The organism is Enterococcus sp. 2STP (genome assembly GCF_032465635.1).
GTDB lineage: Bacteria > Bacillota > Bacilli > Lactobacillales > Enterococcaceae > Enterococcus_B > Enterococcus_B lactis.
The window spans coordinates 12365-29417 of the sequence record NZ_JAWDJH010000025.1; the positions used below are offsets into that span (position 1 = coordinate 12365).

Genomic DNA, 17053 nt, shown 5'->3' on the forward strand with positions numbered 1-17053 from the left:
ATACAAAAATTTTATGTCATAACTGAAGAAAAGAAGCTGTAAGACTGTACAAGAATCTGTTAAAGCTGCGTATTCAAAGTTGCAAGTTTATTGCAAGGATGCTACAGACAGAAATTGTGAAAAAGAATGGGATTTCTCGTCCAACTGTTTATAAAATAAAGAAAGCGAATGATTTGTAGAAATATACTGCCATCATTCGCTTTTCTGATGCAACTTTACGTCCCTATATTCCATGTAGAATTTTGTCAATTTGATATTTAAGATTATTTGGTTCAACAATAGGGACTCTACTGGAATTGTTATATCATTCACACAAATAGAAGGAATTTTAGACATTTCTTTTAAAAAATAGCTACGTAAAAGGATTACTCAGACTATACTCTTAAAAACTTTTAACGATTATGACTTTAAAATCACTTTTTGTGATTTATATATAAATATTCACTATAATTGCGATAATATAATAAGTGTCATGACATTTTTGCTTTAAAGAATAGTACTTTCTTAAAATAAAATAAGACAGAAAATGTTGTAATTCATTAAATATTTTTTAAAACAAATACTATAAAGCCGAAAGCGGGTCATCAATTTATGTGCAAAAAAATTAAACAGCCAATAATTATTATTGTATTAGGGCTAATATTCTTTTTAGGAAGTCAAAAAGTAGTTCAAGCAGATACTATTTATTCAAAAAACGAGATTCAAGAAATTTCTACAGTCATGAAATCTGTACAAGAAGTCATAAAGGAAGAAGGTTTTTCTAAACTTAAAGAAAAATATAATATAACAGCAAATAAATATTCATCGCAAAATGACTATTTAAATAAAGTTGAAAACTTCTATAAACAATATGACCCAAATAATGGATTATTCTTATTTTTACTTGAGGTAACACTTCAAAAAATTTGTGACAAGTATGAGAATCCCGACCAAGTAAACACTATAGATCAAGCATGGAATGCTTATTTATTTTATGATACAGGATTTCTACGTGATAGTTTATTATTTCAAATGCTTTCTATGAATGTGCCGCCAGAACCATCACTTCCTAAACGTGAAATAAAAGTTATTGATCAATCTACAGGTGAAAATCTAAACTTAAATGCTTATTATTTAGATCAGAATTCAGACACAACTATTGTAACTACAGGAGGATTTCGCAGCAACGGATGGGACATGTCTTCGCCAGAAATTCAAATGTTAGTATCATTTGGCTATAACGTTCTTTTTACAGAACCACGCAGTGCCGGCATTAGTGATGGGAAATATATTACTTTAGGTTATTATGAGAAAGATGACTTCGCAGCATGGGTAAAAAATGAAATATCATTAAAACCAAACCAAAATATTTATTATTATGGTGGATCGATGGGTGGTGCTACCGTAATGGGGGCTTTAAATAATGAAATTCCATCAAATGTAAAAGGTATGATAGAAGTTGCAGGCTATACATCGGTTGATGGAGAATTAACACATGTCTACAATCTTGCCGCTGAAAAATTGGGAGTAACTTTATCTAACATGATGGGGTTAACCGAAGAAAATCGACAAGCCACTTTTGATTTACTAGATACACAGTTATTACAACCGAACATCCACATGACTCTGTATTCTAATTTACCTTTATCAGGAGTACAATCATCGGCTATTCCTAAACTATTTCTTCATGGTGATGCAGATAACATTGTACCTTTAAGTAATGCTCAAAGTTTATATGGGCAAGCAATTGGTTCTCAGAATACATTAAAAATTATTCCTGGGGGCACTCATGAAGGAAATATTTTTATAGGCGATCTAGGAATAGAAACTCATCAAGCAATAGAAAGGTTTTTCAATAGTCTATCTGTTAACTAATTTAAATGTAATTTAGACATCCATTGTCCATCCTCTATAAGGTGGGGGGGATGAATACCTTTTGCAAGTTGAAAAGTAACGTTAACAATTCGAAAAACGATATATAGAGCGGTATTTTTATTTCTATGTCCCATCACCTACCTGTTATTTTTCTATAATTAAAATGTCAATATTAATTTATAAATCTCTTCATAAATTAATGAAAAGGAATAATAAGTATGAATAAATAGTTTTTATTATTTGCCACCTTAGGAGTCGTATTGGGGGCACTAGTTCAGTATCAGTTGGAGAGAATTCAATTATAAATGGTTCATTTGAAAATGGACTAATGGGTTGGAATAATCCGTTTCCTAAAAAGTTACAAATTATGGACGATCAAGGCAATCATTTTCTTAGATTTACAATAGGAAAAGGTGCTGGGCCTGTCACCAGTCAAAATATTACCGATTTAAAACCAAATAGTTTATATACCTTAACTTGGGATTCAAGAGCGACGAATACAAACCCACCTTTTCCAGCAATAGATGCTGTAGTTGGATTAAGAACTATTGATGGAATATCTGTCTTGCCAACTCATCTTTCTCGAGTATTCGTTTCGCAAAAAGTACAGCTTAAATCAAGTAATACTGGGGCTTTAAATATATTTATTAGCGTTTAACCGGAAATGGGTATGGTGATTTTGATAATTTCGTGTTAACTCCTTCTGAATAAAAATTAAGTATTGGTATGGGAATTATTGCTAAAGATGTTCATGGAAATTGGGTATCAGGTACAATAATCAAAGTGCTTGAAAATACGATCATTATCTCAAGGGGAGTGGAAAATTACTTGATAAAGAAAAAAGAGTTGGAAAACTAAAGTAGACATTTTCTATTTTACATTAAGTGTGTTATTGGGGGTGTAATATGAGTAAAGCTGAAATTTTTTTGATTTCAAAAAGCTCCAGTTTACAAAATATTTTTAACGATATGGTAGAAAGAAATTGTTTATTAGAAAGTGTAGCATTGATTGAGAATGAAGATTACTTATTAAAAAATATTTTTAACTCGGATATAACTAGAGGGGTATATGTTTATGATAGCGATTTTTCTCCACGCATGAGTAGTACTTGGTTTGTTCAAGTGTTTAATAAATTGTCACCGGAAACTAAAATAATTATTTTAGGAAATGATGTGACGGAAGCAAGAAAATTGATAAATGAACAAGCGTGTCCTTTTGGTTATATAAATAAAAAAGAAAAAAGTACTCTAATTGTAGAACATTTACTTGCTCTAATTTAAATAAATAATAACGTTAGTACCTCTAATAATTGCTGACTTTCAGTATAAAGAAGATTTCGAAAATAGAAGACAGAGAGAAAGTTCTAATTCTAGCGGAATAAAAAAGCTATATAAGAACGAAGAGACGTTTCAGAGACAATTGTCTCTGAAACAATTTCTTCTTTCAATAGGTAATGAATGTTTTCTATTTAATAGTTTAGAAATAAATATACTTTTGGAAAAACTATTCTATAAATGAAAACGCTATCCTGATGTGCTTTTTATTAAATTAAGTGTAGGCGATTAAATTTGAAATAAAGGAATTATTCAATATACAATCAATCTGGCAATAATAGTATGAATTAAAGGAATAGAAACTATTAGTTTACTACCTACAAATTTAAATAAAGTATAAATCAAGCACAGTTGATAGTAAAAGTAAATGGATATCATTATAGAAATCTTCTATTAACTATTTTTTTAGTAAAGATAACTGAGAAAAACATTGCTTTTTATATAATAATTAATTTTTCCTAGTACGGTTATTGAAGGATAAACTATAAAGGAGGTGGTGTTTAAATGTGATTTTATTTATTTTTAAATAGTGTATCCATTTTTGTGAAATAAAACACATGGGACGTCGGTATTAGCTTGGAACATTTAAGTGAAGTGGAAAGAACTACATTTTAAACACTGTTATATTAATTAAGTATTTGAAAAAACTATTTATTGCAAGGAAAGAAGTACAATAATTCTTAAGAGAAATTATGATGCTTTCCCTTGTAAATATTACAATCGAATAACTGGAGGAGTAAAATATGAAAAAAGAAATCTTATGTTAGTTGCAATTGGTATATTAGGAATTAGTTCATTAATGGTTTCTGAGAGAACTTATGCAGGTAAAATTTCAAATACGCACAACGACATATTATTACAAGAAAATAATCAGCAAGTTACTCCAGAAATTGATCATATCAATGTAAATTCAAATGGAACAGTAGATGTTTACTTAACTAACCCTATCCCTGCACTCGATTATCAATGTAATATGTTTTATGAAGGCTCACAAGGAAATGAATATAGTATTGGTAACCCGAAGCTTAGTATGGATGGTAGAGAATATCTATTCTTCGAAATTAATTTATCAGAGATTGCTTCAGTAGATAAACAGGTAATTACTAATAATTTATACTTTAAACTGTTAGATAGAGCACAAGGAACAACTACAAAATATGCGATAAATAATAAAAAATTGTTAGAAGTAATAGAAAATACAATGACAATTTCTGACTCGGATACATTAGTATCTGAAAATGACAGGATTACGGAAAGAGCTAGTACGGGAACAAATTTACGTTTAGAAGTTAATGGAATTGATAGATTAGTTCCAGTAGGAGAAACAGTGGCATCAGATAAAATAGGTACAGTATTCAATTACCACATGAGGCATCAGGGCTAGAGGTTTTTTATTTAACGTTTACTGGACAATACGGAGAAAGTCATACAGAAACTATAGTAGCTAATCCATTCAGAGCAGACGAAAATCTTTTTTATAATTCTAATATGATGAATGGTGCATATGGTCGGTTATTAGATGGACCACGACAAACAATTACAACTTATGATGAAGGAGCAGTATTTACATTAAATAGTGGAGCAAGATTGGGCGCTTCTCAAATTAAAAATACTCCTTATTTGGGGCAATTTAAAATAAGTTTTGATATTAAACCTATGGAATTAATGTCTGGAGAAAGTCAGGCTGAATTAACTTTAGGAAATGTGTACCCCGGGGGCTGATGGATCCAAATAGACATCAGACAGTCTCTCTAGCGAATTCTGATTTAAGGCAATGGAAACATGTAGAGTATGCCATGACTGAAAATGGTATTCCTCTAGTCACTCCATTCGGTTTCTCTACAGATAAGTTAGCTAAACTTAAAATTAAGAATATCAATTTGCAACAATAATAGAAGTGTCAAAGTGTGTTAAGAGATTCAACTAAAAAGATATATAAAAATTATTGAAAGAGTTTTGTAGATTTTTATATCTATCATGTTATCCTTATTCTATGCCGCACAGTCCAGTAGGAGAAAATATTTTATATAACCCCGACTTTTCTAAAGGACTAGATGGTTGGGATTCAGCTACTCTTAATGGATTTAATACATTACAAACAAATACTATAACAGGAAACGTATTAAATATGAAGATGACTCCTCAAAATGCTCAAAGTCCTAAGAATAGAATGACATTATTACAATTCTTAGATACTTTACCACTGTCTAATTATAAATTTAGTATAGATGTAAAAGCCAATAAGTTAATACCAGGATCTGAAAGTAGAATTCAATTTAAACAAATATCTACTACAAGAGGACAATTAGGTTTAGGGGATGGCGGAAGCATTGAAATTAAATCTGATGATTTAGGCAAATGGATTCATCTTGAAGGAACTGACAATGGAGTAACACCATACCAACCATACAATCCTGGTCTCGATGTTACAGGAATAGAGGATGTTGATGTTAAAAATCCTGAAATTGTTCGTTTAGACTAAGAAAAACATAGACGGGATTCTCTCAATTATTAAATGTAGATAGGCAGTCATTGCTCACTTATAGAGGAAGGGCTATGACTGCCTTTGGTATGCGGGTTATCATAATTACTCAAAAAAAAAATAGACAGGAGAGTCTGTTTGTCTTTTAAATAGAGATATTAAAGGTAAAACTTAAAGTTTTGGAAACTTTAAGTCCTAATTAGATTCAAATTTTAGCAAATTGTGTAAATAAAATTATAAACAACTCAGTAATAAAAGATTTACTCATCAGAGAGTACTAGATCCAACTATATAGAAAATTTACGTTTTCTATATAGTTGTATTTGAATTATAGCTATTTGTAATTTACTTCAATTATTTCGCTATAGCAGCTAATAACACTATAAAGATACGTACAGCAACTCCTTAAATGGGTTTCGTATGTGTCTTTATAGTGTTGATCACTTCATATTTTAGTTGGTCAAAATCCTTATCATATGTAGCAATATATACCACCAAATTTACAGCATCATTTTGCTCAATAGCTAAAAACTGTCCATTGATTTTCAAAAAGACAAAAGTAGCTAAGAAAGCAGTACGTTTATTTGCATTTTGAAAAGGATGTTTCTTTATCAATTGTATAAGTAGGATAGCTGCTTTTTCATAAATCGAAGGATAAACCTCTTCACCAAAAGCCGAGGCTCGAAGTTGCCCTACACACATTTCTAAAGCATTCGCGTCCTTTACACCAATGGGTTCATTAGGTGAGTATTTTTTTATTTGGATCACATTCATTTTTATAATATCTTTGGCTTCCAGGTAATGAATACTCATTTATCGACAAGCTCTCTAAAAGTAGTATCATATTCAGTTAATGCTTGAGAGATTGCTACATCGATCTCATCAGATATGGTTTGTTTTTTTGTAATTGCTGCTCGAAGTTTTTCTTCGTCTAAAAAAACTGTATCTCCAGGATTTAACCCATTTTCTTTAAGAAACTCTTTTGAAATAGTTAATACTACTGAGTTCCCCACTTCTCTGAACTTTCTTTCTTTGATTGTCATAGTCTTCTCCCCTTTTTATTTGTATATACAGTATATACGCTTATTGATTTTAAATCAATTGTAGTCCCTCCCATGTCTAACTCTATAGAAAGATTGTTCTTTCTATAGAATTAAGAACATCCAAAAAAATTTTAGAATACAAACTGCTATTCCCTCAACCATTTATATATACCATTTATTTTATATAATTATATAAAACCTTATATAATTATTGTTTTTTTAAAAAAAATATAGTATACCAATTGACAAACACCTTTTTAATTGGTATAGTCCAATTATAGAGATACTCCTCTCCCCTACTTATTGAAAGGATGAATGACATGAAAAATACAGAAATATATCAAAAAATAGATACAATCATACTTCATATGCCCGATTATATAAAAGATTTTGTTCAAGATCGTGAAGATAAAGATCAATCACCTCGAACCACTTTAGAATATCTAAAAAATTATAAGCTCTTTTATGAATGGCTTTTAAGTGAGTCTATCGTTCCTGATACTTCAATCACCTCGATAAGACAGTTAACTGCCTATGACCTAAACTTGTACAAATCTCATTTGAAACGTCGCGCAAAAGAAAATGTAAAAAAAGATACAACAAAAGCTAAGCTCGAAGATAATAATAACTTAGGCCTATCCACTTCTACTATCAATAGAAATATCACAGCATTGAAAGTTCTATTTAAATATCTTTCGAAAAGTTCCAATAATCCTCTAGGAAAACCATACTTAGACGATAATCCTATGGACCAGGTAACAACTATCACAGATAAAACAACTTTAGCAGCACGTGCAAATGCCATTGAGAAAAAATTATTTCTAGACGAAGACACACAAAATTATCTAGATTATATTGCCAACGAATATAAAAATACTTTGAGCAAACGAGCTCTGATCTATTACCAACGAGATGCAGAAAGAGACCTGGCGATCAATGCATTGATTTTAGGATCTGGATTGAGACTCTCCGAGGTTGTAAATATTAACTTGGATGATCTATCTTTGGATAAGAATAATGTGGTAGTAACTAGAAAAGGAAATAAGAGAGATGCGGTCAATATAGCAGCGTTCGCAATGGAATATTTAGCTAATTATCTAGCTATTCGGAAAGAACGATATAAAGTGACAGAAAACGAAAAAGCATTATTTCTAGCAATTTACCAAGGAGAAGCCAAGCGTATATCCGGTATTGCAATCGAACGGATGGTAGCAAAATATTCAAAAGGTTTCAGGGTCCAAGTCAGTCCACATAAATTGCGCCACACATTAGCTACTAGACTTTATCAACAGACAAATTCTTTGGTATTAACTGCCCAACAATTGGGACATTCAAGTACCAATACAACTACTTTATATACCCATATAGACAATGCAGCTACAATTGATGCATTAAATTCTTTATAAGTATAGATATTTTAATACTTAAAAGTCATTTCCTTAATGACAATGTCTCTTTTTCTGGGAATCCTAAAACATACGCAACTGTAGCAATATTCACATCTTTAATAAGACCATTGAAACTCTATCAAAAATATATTTTTGATAGAGTTTTTTAGAACTAATTTCTAAAATCGTATTTTCAAACATTACTTGCCTAATTCTAAAATTTTATATTCAAATGGTTGCAAAACTTTTTCTAAAGAACTATGGTTCACAATAATTATAGACAAATTAGCGTCTTTTATATACCTCATAAATCGGATAACTATTTCTTCATCTAAATTTGCTAAAGTCTCGTCTAAAATTAGGACATCTGGCTTACTCAACAAAGCACGTATTATTTTGATCTTTTGTTGTTGACCACTACTAAGTGTAATCCTAAACGGTGTGACTTCATCATCCAGACTTACATCAAAAGAAAGTAATTCAATGAAATATTTAAGGTGCTGTTGATCATATTCTTCTAGTCCTTTAATCAAATTACTGTAAACGGATCCCTCGAATAGAAAATTATCCTGTGGTACGTAAGCAATTTTTTGATTTTCTTTTCTCCAAATTGTTCCATAAAAACTTTCGTGATACTGAATCAAACATTTTAACAAAATAGATTTTCCTACACCATTTGATCCATTCACTCTCCAAATCTCTCCTTGCAGAACTGAAAAACTTATTGGGTTTTTGAATAATTTCGTTCCCTCCACGCATGGAATGAATCCTTCAACACTTATTGAAATAGAGCGGTCTGGAGGAATCTGCTTGTATATCCCTTTTGGGTGGTTCACATCAGAAAAATCTAATTGCTCTATTCTCCTAAAGGAAGCTTGAACTTGCGCAAATAGTGGTAAAATATTTAAGAGTTTGCTAAGAGGCGTAAATAACATTGCTGTATAGGTATTAAAAGCTATAAGCGATCCTAATGTTAATTCTTTATTTATTACCATAACACTTCCCCAGAAGAGTACTATCAAAGGACCAATTACCGTTAAAATACCTGAAATCATGCTTAAAGAGGTCATAATAGTATTGGTTTTAATATATGAATCTTTTACTTTAGATATTACATTATTGAAACCATCTTTTTCCTCATCTCCTAAACCATACAAGTCAATAGGAAGCTTATTGTGTACATATGAGTTCAAATATTTAGTCAATCCATCTCTATACTTTTGTAGCTCTATTGACAAAGTATACACTTTTTTAGAAGTCATCCCCGAAGCAATCAAAAATAATGGAATTAAAACTAATACAATTGTAGTTAGCTTCCAATTTAGATGTGCAATTACAATAAAATATAAAATAATCAACAAAATATTTGGAAATCCGTTTAATAAAATCGTTAATAATTGATTTCCTATTATTTCACAATCAGAAGTTATTGTATTGATAAATAATCCATTTTTTTTAACATTTGTCTTTAATGAGAGAAACTTTTCGCTGATTTCTTGACGAAAATCAAATACCAATAGTTGAATCCATCTAGATGAGCTATAACTAATACCAATGTTAATCGGTATCTGAGTAATGATTAGCAGAAAAACGAGAATCAAAACTGGTTTCAAATTTGTTAACTCACCTTTTAATAGAACATCGTCAATAATATATTTTGTTATGTAAGGGAAAATCGTACTAATTAACATTTGTCCAAAGACCAGTCCAAATAATAGTATTAGAATAATCTTATGTTTCCTCAAGGCTAAAGTAATATTGAGTTTCATAGTTCCCCTCCCGATATATATACAAGTCTGTCTCTAATAACTGACAGACTTGTATATAATTCAAAAATCAACGATTAAATGTAGAATGTAAGATAGTTTCAGTTTGATATTTCTTTAATATTCTATCCTCTACCACTTGATAATTTTGTGTGATAGCAGATTGAATTTCATCAGACTGATATAAATATGCGCAATATAAACATTTATGATAGAATTTTGGCGGCTCTATACCTAACCATTCACATGCCTGTTTTACAATAGCTTCAGGACCTTCTGTAAAAATCCACAATTTTAAAAAATCATCTTGTTGTGCCAAATATCTGTGGTAAGCATCGCCTTCAGATACTTTTCCAAGATGCATTTCTGGTATATGATTGGAAGTAATACCACAACATCCCATTAGTCCCAAAGAAGGCTCCAAAGAAATTGTATCGAATATTCCTTCACATCCACCTGAATTTCCTACAATTTCTCCATATTCATAACTGTTATTATCATGAAATGAAACCCATACTGTAGGTTCAGCAGAAAAAATATTTTCAAGGCTGGTTCCTTTAATATATTTTAAATACAGTTCGTTTTCAAAAATATCTTTTGGTGTAAAAATACTTCTACTTGTTGATTCAACTGCAATGAAAACTTTGATTCCCAGTTGTAAAGCTGCAACAGTGGCATTCATTACCCGTTCAATTGGTACAAATTTCTGATGACTATCGCCTGTTGAAAAATTAAGTTCTACTAATCCTCTTTCTTTCAAGGGTAAAAGTTTATTTTTTGCTTGTTCAATTGATTTTGCCCAAAAAGCATTCGACACACACCTAGAACTCAATCCTTTTTGTTTCGCATATTCAATTCCTATTGTAAGTGTCTTATACTCTAAAAAACACTCTCCACCGGACCAAACTAGTAACTGCATTTCATCCTTATCACTAATTTGATCTATAAAACTTCTGATTTCTTCAATAGATAATTTTGGATTGCTTAAATCTGGACTGCATTCAAAGCAACATTCATCACACTCTGCATTACATCTGTAGGTAAGCAGAATAGCACCTAATTTCGGTAGGATTTTGTTAGTTTGCATACACAACATCCTTACCTTCATTTTCTAAGAAGTAATCATTCACCATAGTAAGATACAGTTTCCCTACTTTCTGAGCGAAAGACAACCCACCAAATTCAAGAGAAGCAGCAATTAATAACGTTGTAAACTCATTATCTGCTAGGCGGATCTTCATTTTCTGAACGTTTGCATCTTTTGCATCTCTAACCACATCGATTACCGCAGCAGCTACTGCCCCCGCAATTACAAAATAGACCGCAATATAATTAACTTGATAAAAAATACCTTTTGGTTCAGCTTCCGTTGACATAATGTCATGAAATGATAGATTTTTACTTTCCATAACCAATTCTATAAATTCAGAAACGTTATTTTTTTCTACCATCACTAATGCTTTTTGTGAATTAATAAAACTCAAATCAATATCTGGCATATAATTTTCTTTGACCTTTAAAGAAAAAAAATCCTTCTCTTTAGCTTTTTCACTCTTCATTCGCAATGGCTCTCCAAATAATCTCGCTCCAGATTCTCTCATTTGTTTTTCCTTCTTTCACATTAAAATTGGCAAATAATTTTTACCGTTAGAAAGTAGATTAACATACTATCAAACTTCTACCTGCGTTATAATTATTTACAAGCTCAGTATGAGAATTTTAATATAAAATGACAAGCAAGAATTTCTTGCGCCTTGTCAAATCAAGCTTTCTTGAGCAAATACACATTTTATATTATTTTATTTTTGAAAGGAGATACGTAGAATGTTTGCACAAATTTTAAAAAATCGAAGAACAGAATTGGGAATCACACAACAAGATATGGCTGAGAAATTATTTGTCACACGACAAACCGTTTCAAATTGGGAGAATGGAAAAAACTTTCCAGATATTCCCACGCTTATATCAATTAGTGAAAACTATTCTCTATCCCTTGACTATATGTTAAAAGGAGATTCTAAGTACATGAAAAAAGTAGAAGAGGACTACAAGCTGATTAAGAAAAAAAAGAAGGAACGTATATCTAGTTATATTATTGCCACGTCCTTAGTATTGATAGTACTACTTTGTTTATCGAATATTTTCTTGAAAGATCATTTCAATGAAAATATTCTAGCTACTATTGTCATTCTCATTTGCATTCCGCTTGTTGCTTCTAGCTATATTCTCTATAAATCTTTTTATAGAACCGATAATGATGGGCCACAACCACTTTTTATTCCTAAAGCATATGGTCCCGGACTAACAATAAATCCCAATCATCCTATTGGAAAAATTATATGGATCATCATTGGCCTAGGGATTCTAGGTTTACTTTTCTATACGGTACTAAATTTTTAGTCAAATAAAAGCCTTGATTTCATGTTGAGATCAAGGCTTTTCATAAATTCTATTTTCGATTGGACACAAGAACTTGAGTATATTGAACGGAACAAGTCGGGAAAGACACTCAATTGAATCAATGCAACTAAGAAAAACTTGTTAAAAAATCCAAGAAAGAAGATTTCTCTCTCGTTTGAGTAACTTAAAGAATAGATAACTGCCGTACATAAAGACTACTTAAACTAATTTATGTACTCCATTGAACAATGACATAAGGACCTTCCACATACTCCACACACATATTACGACAATAGGGGCAACTTTAGCTCTAGAGTTACATTTGAAAAGATTTCCGAAGCCTTGTGACCTATAAATTACTCAAACGTACGTCAACACGCCCCATACGCTTTAAATATTAGCAGATGCCACCTAAAATGAAGTATGAAAAACATTGATTGAAAAATGTTTTGATTATTTTACAGCGTTCGCGTCTTTGAGACCGTATTGAGAGCTGTATTGCTTTCTGGTGCTACCTGTTAGACAGATAACAGCTAATTCTACGAATTCTATTCGATTATTCAATGGCTTTTTGTAATTCTTTCCGCCGCCAGTAGTTAGGCGTTTAAACTCAGGATTCGCTTTGATTTCCATAATAAATATTTAAGAGATTCAATCTCCTCTTCTGCATTTTCATTAATTGGACATAAACTTCTTTGTATACCTAAAGCAAAACCTTCAAAATGATATGGTGAAAATGAATTAGTAGGATTTTGCGCTGAAGAAAGCTTTACAAAAACCTGCTCTCCCATTACTTTATCAAGAATTTCGAATGTTTTATTAAATACTGATTCTTCTGAATTAATATCATATTATCCCTCGACAACTTGTGCTGTAGCTAATTCCATATACTCCGTTAAAAAATCACCAAAATTTAGCTTGTAGCAAATTCAATGTGTTCCAACACTTCTAAAGTGTTCAAAAAATTAGGCATTAATAATGATTTCAGGACTTAAACCACATGTAGTGAACATTTCGTGAAGATCCAAGTGTCAGCCAATATGCAGATGTCTAGGCTACTCAGATATACGTATTAATTAATTGTTTTCATCTTTTCGAAGAAGTAACATTTTTCAAGTTGAATCTTTCAAAATAAATTGAGGACAAGATATTAATATCATCCTCTACCGATTAAATTGTATTTTGATTCTTAATAGTGATGATTCGAATTAGTAATTCAAAGACTGAAGATCAGTTAATGTAGTGTTTGATCCAATAAACCCATTTACTGGAATCTGATGGTCGATTCTAATAAATGTTGGAGTATATTGAAGCCCAACTCTTTCATTAAAGAATGATAGCATCAATTGTTTGTCTTCACTTGATAACGTATCACCATAAGGTTTTTCTAAATTAACATAATAGATAGGCAGTTTACTGGTCTCTTTGAATTCAGATAACACTTTTGAAAACTCTCGACAGTACGGACATCCTTTATAACCAATCAACATTAAATATGAATCATCACTTTTCAGTAGATTGATTAGTTCTGAATCATTTACTTCCTTAATACCAGATATGTTTTGTAGATATTCTTCTTCTGTTACATTTGTCGCATTTTGATGGTCAACTTCAGTGGAATTTGTGTCAGGACTATTCTCATCCGCATAGGAATTTTGCGGAGCAAATGACAGCCCAATTGTAATTGAAAATAATAATGCTATTATGGATAAAAATTTTTTCTTCATTCTTCTCTCTCCACTTCTATTTAAAAAAGCCTTTTATTGCATTTAATACATCTTGGGCGACATGAGGACCGCCAGAAAGAATATCAAATCCTCCAGGAGTTCCTCCTTTGGTTTTTTTCAATTCTTCTTTTGGTAATGTTTTTCGATTTGTCATCTGAACCACTCTCCTTCTATTTGATGACAATAGTATATTTTTTTCTTTGATTATTTAGTGACTTATATCCGGAAATCAATAATTTATGTCTTGAAATGAAGACATATTTTGAGTTCAAAAGTAATGCTCTTATTTCTCTTTTTTTCAGCACGCTTATTATTTGGGTTCATTTATTTCAAAATCAAATTCTTTCATTATGAGATAGTTTAAGTAAGACTAAAGAGGATACCCTCATTTTACTTCGATAATTGAAAGACATATGAGTTTGAATCCAAGCGAGAAAAGTACAGATGGCTTCAATGTTCTACATGAATCTCTTGATGATCTTTCTTCTCCCAAGGTTCATTCACTACAATTTAAATCAGAGTTAGACCGACTGATACAAAAAATAAATCTAGAAATTGGTTTAAATGGTTTGGGATCATGGGCGAAAGCAACTGCAATAGCCAGAAAATTTGGAGCAAGAAACTAGTTATTGTGTGGTCACTTAACAATAAAGGTGCTCTTTTTCTGATTTTTTCTTAAAAGCTGATTCCGCAATAGAAAAAAACTCAAGAGCACAGGTCCTTGAGTTTTTCGGTCTATTTCAGTTTGAGTTTAAATCACAATTAGTTATTCAAATTGAGACTATCTAAAAATACCAAATAGATATTGGGTAATGTATTCTGATTAAAGGACTTGGAATTTAAACTCATGATAAAAAATACAAAAATAAACTCTAAGCCGACACTAAATTGTTGCGGCATCATTTAGCTAAATTTGATGAGTATTCCTGTCTATTGTTCTTTCAATCGCTATATCGTAGTACCTATTTACGAATTGAGCTTTCAGTGCTATCTAAGGTTTTTCTTAGGATTTTGTTTTTTGCCAATGGGAACCTACAAGAATACTCTTCTGGAAAGAATATCGTTCTACTCTTATAATCTACAGAAATTACTTTATTTGGATTGATTAGAAACGACTTATGAACACGAAGTAATTCAGGATATTCTTTTTCTAAATCATTCAACTTCCCATAAAATTCATACATTATGTTTTCGCCGTATAATATAATTTTATGAGGCGTGACCGACGTTTCTAAGAAGTAAATCGAAGTAATATCCACTCTAAAGTTCCTTGTACCAATCATAAAGGATAGATGACGTTCATTAGTTCTATTGTCCACAAATGTTAACTTGTGGCGTCCATCTAAAACATTTTCTATTTGTCCTTTTTCACTTTGATCGTCTTTAACAATATAATCTAACGGTGCTATTTGTCGTTTTAACGTCTCCATTGCCAACTCTTGATGAGAAGTGATAAAGACGATTTGAGCGAACTCGTTATCAGTTCTAATACGTTGTGCGACATCAATTCCATCTAAATGTTTTCCAAGATCGATATCCAAAAAGTACAAACTATTTGTTACCTTGTTTTTTGATAAATACAAGAAAATATCTCCCGGGTCAGTCGTTGCTAAAACCAGTTGCATATCATAATCATTGATCATGACCCAATTATTGATGATTGCCTTGTAATGAGACATCAAAATTATGTCATCTTCGCAGAGAATAATTGGTAATGTCATATTATTCACTCTTTCTTATAGTTAGTGTAGAAACAAACATTCCTTGATTTGAGTAATGTGCCAGGTCAGCTTGCTTGGTCGAAGTAAGGATATCCTGAGCATTGGATAAGCCTAGTCCCCTGTCCTTTCCTTTTTTACTAAATCCTACTTTTTTCATCTCTGATAAAGAAGGCAGCTTGCCAAGGAAAGAATTCTCAATTGAAATCTCAATCGAATCGGTGGAATCAATAAACAATGTGTTTATTTTTTTTTCTTCTGATTCAATTGCTGCTTCCACCGCATTGTCGATTAATATACCTAAGATTCGGACAAGTTTGATTTCATCCATATTGATGTTTGCTATTGGAATGAGACATTCAAAATTTACCTCAATGCTAGATTGTTCTGCATGGATTAACTTTGCTACCATCAAGGATTTTACGGAGTCTACTTTTAAGTTGCTTAGTCCTGAAAAACGCATCACACTGTTATCTATCATCTGATGAGAATAATCGATCATCTTATTTAAATACCCTTCATCGATCGCAGATTCATTTTGCGTTGCCTTGAGACCTAGTAGCATATTTTTATAGTCATGGCGGAATTTACGCAGTTCCTGATAGTTTCTCTCAATGTCCGCAGTATAGACTCGCATCATTTCCATCTGTTCTTTAAGGTTGCTCAATTCAGTTTTTTCGTGATTCTTTTTCAAAGTAAGATAAGTAAAATACATCGTAACCGAGAATTGAGTAACTAAAAAACTGATCATTACGATTTGAAAAATGCCTAGTATCTGCATCCTTCTTAATACTTCTCCAAACAAATAGACAAACGTCAAAAATATTCCCAGCTGCATACAATACACTTTTGCTTCTTCGGAAGGAATTGAACGTTTCATTACCTTTGATTTTATTGTCAACGCAATGATGATTGACAGAATCCAATCAAATCCAATCAAAATAACTACTAACAAAGGTCCTCGTTCATTCAATACGTTGAATTCGAGTTTAAAGATTCTAGATATAATGATGGATGAAAAGAGTGGTACTATGCTATAAATCGTTAAGGAAAGCAAAAGACCTAATAACTCGGTAAATTTGACTTCTGGTTCCTTTCGCCAAGACTTAAATCTTAGTATCACAATTAAAGATATCAGGGCTATTCCAGTCAAAAGTGCATCTGTTACTGAAAGTAATGTGAGTGGAAAAAGGAATATAAGTAGAGCAAAATAGAATGATTTTTTTCGAATATTTGTTAGTAGCCTAATCATGAATAGAAACAGCAACAGATCAAATAATTCTTTAAAAAAATACGAGAAAGAATCTACAAAAACCATATAAACACTTCCCTATTATTATA

Annotated in this window: 19 protein-coding genes; 9 read left to right on the plus strand and 10 right to left on the minus strand. The window is 31.4% G+C overall.

What is annotated here, in order from left to right:
• Positions 1-591: 591 nt before the first annotated feature.
• The 7 genes from RWU19_RS11610 (at position 592) to RWU19_RS11640 (ending at position 5670) form a co-directional block, all read left to right on the plus strand.
• Positions 592-1854 carry an alpha/beta hydrolase gene (locus tag RWU19_RS11610; protein WP_316032194.1) on the plus strand — a complete coding sequence of 421 codons (1263 nt, stop codon included), beginning with the start codon at positions 592-594 and terminating at the stop codon, positions 1852-1854.
• A 328-nt stretch (positions 1855-2182) separates the two neighbouring features.
• Positions 2183-2512, plus strand: coding sequence for a hypothetical protein (locus tag RWU19_RS11615; protein WP_316002713.1), 330 nt, complete (start codon positions 2183-2185; stop codon positions 2510-2512).
• Between the two features lie 247 nt (positions 2513-2759).
• On the plus strand, positions 2760-3134 hold the full coding sequence (locus RWU19_RS11620; RefSeq protein ID WP_316002712.1) for a hypothetical protein: 375 nt from the start codon (positions 2760-2762) through the stop codon (positions 3132-3134).
• Between the two features lie 814 nt (positions 3135-3948).
• A complete protein-coding gene (locus tag RWU19_RS11625; RefSeq protein WP_316002516.1) occupies positions 3949-4572 on the plus strand; it encodes a hypothetical protein in 624 nt (207 codons plus the stop codon).
• A 104-nt stretch (positions 4573-4676) separates the two neighbouring features.
• A complete protein-coding gene (locus RWU19_RS11630) occupies positions 4677-4910 on the plus strand; it encodes a hypothetical protein (RefSeq protein ID WP_316002517.1) in 234 nt (77 codons plus the stop codon).
• Entirely contained in the window at positions 4910-5080 is a 171-nt protein-coding gene (locus tag RWU19_RS11635) for a hypothetical protein (RefSeq protein WP_316002518.1), read from the plus strand. Before RWU19_RS11630 ends, RWU19_RS11635 begins: the two co-directional genes overlap by 1 nt.
• A gap of 53 nt (positions 5081-5133) precedes the next feature.
• The gene (locus RWU19_RS11640; protein WP_316002519.1) at positions 5134-5670 is read left to right on the plus strand and encodes a hypothetical protein; all 537 of its coding nucleotides are present in this window, start codon (positions 5134-5136) and stop codon (positions 5668-5670) included.
• A gap of 405 nt (positions 5671-6075) precedes the next feature.
• On the opposite strand, the gene RWU19_RS11645 is transcribed toward RWU19_RS11640, so the two are convergent.
• Both RWU19_RS11645 and RWU19_RS11650 read right to left on the minus strand, forming a co-directional pair.
• Entirely contained in the window at positions 6076-6483 is a 408-nt protein-coding gene (locus RWU19_RS11645; RefSeq protein WP_316002520.1) for a type II toxin-antitoxin system death-on-curing family toxin, read from the minus strand.
• Positions 6480-6713 (minus strand): addiction module antitoxin, encoded by a 234-nt coding sequence (locus RWU19_RS11650; RefSeq protein ID WP_316002521.1) that lies wholly within the window; start codon positions 6711-6713, stop codon positions 6480-6482. The genes RWU19_RS11645 and RWU19_RS11650 overlap by 4 nt, the downstream gene beginning before the upstream one ends.
• Positions 6714-7033: 320 nt before the next feature.
• Here RWU19_RS11650 and xerS point away from each other — a divergent pair, with 320 nt between their 5' ends.
• On the plus strand, positions 7034-8119 hold the full coding sequence (xerS, locus tag RWU19_RS11655) for a tyrosine recombinase XerS (RefSeq protein WP_316002522.1): 1086 nt from the start codon (positions 7034-7036) through the stop codon (positions 8117-8119).
• A gap of 182 nt (positions 8120-8301) precedes the next feature.
• On the opposite strand, the gene RWU19_RS11660 is transcribed toward xerS, so the two are convergent.
• The 3 genes from RWU19_RS11660 to RWU19_RS11670 all read right to left on the minus strand — a co-directional run bounded on the left by RWU19_RS11660 (position 8302) and on the right by RWU19_RS11670 (position 11468).
• A complete protein-coding gene (locus RWU19_RS11660) occupies positions 8302-9870 on the minus strand; it encodes an ABC transporter ATP-binding protein (RefSeq protein ID WP_316002818.1) in 1569 nt (522 codons plus the stop codon).
• A 67-nt stretch (positions 9871-9937) separates the two neighbouring features.
• Positions 9938-10954, minus strand: coding sequence for a hypothetical protein (locus tag RWU19_RS11665; protein ID WP_316002817.1), 1017 nt, complete (start codon positions 10952-10954; stop codon positions 9938-9940).
• Complete coding sequence (locus tag RWU19_RS11670; RefSeq protein WP_316002816.1) at positions 10944-11468, minus strand: hypothetical protein; 525 nt, start codon at positions 11466-11468, stop codon at positions 10944-10946. Before RWU19_RS11670 ends, RWU19_RS11665 begins: the two co-directional genes overlap by 11 nt.
• Positions 11469-11691: 223 nt before the next feature.
• Between RWU19_RS11670 and RWU19_RS11675 the strand changes: the two genes are divergently transcribed.
• The gene (locus tag RWU19_RS11675; RefSeq protein WP_316002815.1) at positions 11692-12267 is read left to right on the plus strand and encodes a helix-turn-helix transcriptional regulator; all 576 of its coding nucleotides are present in this window, start codon (positions 11692-11694) and stop codon (positions 12265-12267) included.
• Positions 12268-12720: 453 nt separating this feature from the next.
• Here the strand turns inward: RWU19_RS11675 and RWU19_RS11680 are convergent, their stop codons facing one another.
• From RWU19_RS11680 to RWU19_RS11700, 5 genes are all read right to left on the minus strand, one after another.
• On the minus strand, positions 12721-12900 hold the full coding sequence (locus tag RWU19_RS11680; protein ID WP_316002814.1) for a hypothetical protein: 180 nt from the start codon (positions 12898-12900) through the stop codon (positions 12721-12723).
• A 575-nt stretch (positions 12901-13475) separates the two neighbouring features.
• Positions 13476-13994, minus strand: coding sequence for a PedC/BrcD family bacteriocin maturation disulfide isomerase (locus tag RWU19_RS11685; RefSeq protein ID WP_316002813.1), 519 nt, complete (start codon positions 13992-13994; stop codon positions 13476-13478).
• 16 nt (positions 13995-14010) lie between these two features.
• Positions 14011-14148 (minus strand): hypothetical protein, encoded by a 138-nt coding sequence (locus tag RWU19_RS11690; RefSeq protein WP_316002812.1) that lies wholly within the window; start codon positions 14146-14148, stop codon positions 14011-14013.
• 808 nt (positions 14149-14956) lie between these two features.
• On the minus strand, positions 14957-15715 hold the full coding sequence (locus RWU19_RS11695; protein ID WP_316002811.1) for a LytTR family DNA-binding domain-containing protein: 759 nt from the start codon (positions 15713-15715) through the stop codon (positions 14957-14959).
• A gap of 1 nt (position 15716) precedes the next feature.
• Positions 15717-16667, minus strand: a complete 951-nt coding sequence (locus RWU19_RS11700) for a sensor histidine kinase (RefSeq protein ID WP_316002810.1) — start codon at positions 16665-16667, stop codon at positions 15717-15719.
• Positions 16668-17053 lie beyond the last annotated feature (386 nt).